The organism is Zobellella denitrificans (assembly GCF_002237365.1).
GTDB classification, from domain to species: domain Bacteria; phylum Pseudomonadota; class Gammaproteobacteria; order Enterobacterales; family Aeromonadaceae; genus Oceanimonas; species Oceanimonas denitrificans.
Window position 1 is genome coordinate 1 of sequence record NZ_NMUO01000189.1, and the last position, 1,099, is coordinate 1,099.

General features: G+C 70.7%; 1 protein-coding gene and 1 pseudogene. Both read left to right on the forward strand.

The features are described from left to right. The coding region (locus tag CGX12_RS19235; protein ID WP_142995723.1) for a peptidoglycan-binding domain-containing protein at positions 1-750 on the forward strand (750 nt) is incomplete at its 5' end. Next, positions 734-1,099, forward strand: a pseudogene (locus CGX12_RS19240) (hypothetical protein); the annotation flags it as partial. The gene CGX12_RS19235 and the pseudogene CGX12_RS19240, both read left to right, overlap by 17 nt.

Genomic DNA, 1,099 nt, shown 5'->3' on the forward strand with positions numbered 1-1,099 from the left:
GCCGAGGCCACACCGGCAGCGCTTGCCGCTGCTCCCCCGCCGGAAGCGCCGGCGGTACCCCCTCCGGCCGCCGAGCCGCCAGCCGTGTCTCCGGGCCCCCTGGTGCAGGAATTCTGGCACTGGCCGGCGGGGCTGGGCACCGATGTCAGCCAGGTCATGGCCTACCGGTACCTGTTCACCCTCTGGGGGCTGGATTACGATCCCAACGAGCACCCCGTGGTGTGCCGGTTCGCCCGCCTGCACCAGCTGGACTGCGCCTTTCAGGACGCCAGCCTGACGACCCTGCGCCGGCAAAACCACCCGGCGGTCTTTCGCCTGGAGCATCCCGAGGGGGGAGCCGTTTACGCCACCCTGACCCGGATCGAGGGCGAGCAGGCCGAGGTGATGCTGGGCGGGCAGGTCAGGAGCCTTCCCCTGGCCGAACTGGAAGCCCACTGGCCCGGCAGCTATGTGCTGCTCTGGCAACCGCCGCCCCAATACCAGGCCCCGCTTTATCCGGGGAGCCGGGGCGAGGCCGTCACCTGGCTGGAACGCCACCTGGCATCCTGGCAAGGCCGGGCGCCGCGCCGGCAACTGCTGCGGTACGACGAGCTCCTGGCCGGCGATATCCGGGCCTTTCAGCGCAGCAAGGGGCTGGCCGAAGACGGCATCTTCGGCCCGCAGACCGGTATCTATTTCAGTGCCAGCCTGCTGGAAGGCCTGCCCCGGCTCAGCGGACCCCAGGAGGAACCCCGTGTCCTACATCCTTGATGCCCTGAAACAATCGGAGCGCCAGCGCAGCCGCCACCCGACCGAATCGGGCCTGCCCCTGCCGCCCGAGCCCGGCGGCCCGGCGCGGATGCCCTTTTATCGCCGCTGGTGGTGGTGGCTGCTGGTGATCCTGGTGCTGGCGCTGCTGGCGGGATACGGGCTGGGCAGGATCGGTTCGGGCTGGCTGGAACTGTCCCCGGCGCCGCCCCTCCCTGCTGCCGGCGAACAGCAGGCCCCCCAGGCAGAGGCAGAAGCAGAGCCGGAGCCCGCAGCAGCCGCCCCGCCGGCGCAAGTGGCGGAAAGAGGCCCCATCATTATCGACTCGCCGCCGGTACGCATACTGGTGGAC